The 595-nt window shown below is 38.5% G+C and carries 1 protein-coding gene; it reads left to right on the plus strand.

Annotated elements, in window-relative coordinates; genetic code table 11:
• The first annotated feature begins 125 nt into the window (after positions 1 to 125).
• Positions 126 to 533, plus strand: a complete 408-nt coding sequence (locus AB4496_RS27225; protein ID WP_029223884.1) for a VOC family protein — start codon at positions 126 to 128, stop codon at positions 531 to 533.
• The last annotated feature ends 62 nt before the right edge of the window (positions 534 to 595 follow it).

Raw genomic sequence — 595 nt, forward strand, 5'->3', positions numbered from 1 at the left:
TCCAAAATATTACCGTTTCCGTTCGTAATGCGATTCCTTAGTAAATTAATTATCTTAAATCAGAATGTTATCTGTCATTCTCACGTCTATTGTCTATGTTTAAAGGACTAATAGAGGAGAAACATATGCTGACAGTAACCCCTTACTTGTTTTTTGATGGTCGTTGTAGTGAAGCGTTAGATTTTTATCATAAATGCTTTGGTGGTGTTGTTTTATCGAAGCAACTCTTTAGTGATGCTCCTCAGGTAATAGAGGGGGCACAACCTAGTTGGGTTATGCACGCTGAGTTCGAAGCATTTGGTATGAAGCTCATGATGTCTGATGGCGTTAAAGCTAAAGAACTTGAAGGGAACAATCTGGCACTTTCCTTGGTTACCGAGGATACCGCGACTCAAGAGAAAATTTTTGAGAAGCTTAAACAAGGAGGGCGAATAATGACGCCACTCGCAGATACGTTTTGGGGCGCTAGATTTGGTAAAGTGGAAGATAAGTTCGGTATTCGTTGGATGGTGCATTGTGATTCTTTAAGTTGAACCTGTGAAATTGGATAGTGAAATTCCCGTGTGGTTTTATTAGAATTATAAATATAGATTAT

The sequence above is a fragment of the Vibrio sp. 10N.222.46.A1 genome (assembly GCF_041473595.1).
In the GTDB taxonomy this organism is placed as follows: domain Bacteria; phylum Pseudomonadota; class Gammaproteobacteria; order Enterobacterales; family Vibrionaceae; genus Vibrio; species Vibrio tasmaniensis_A.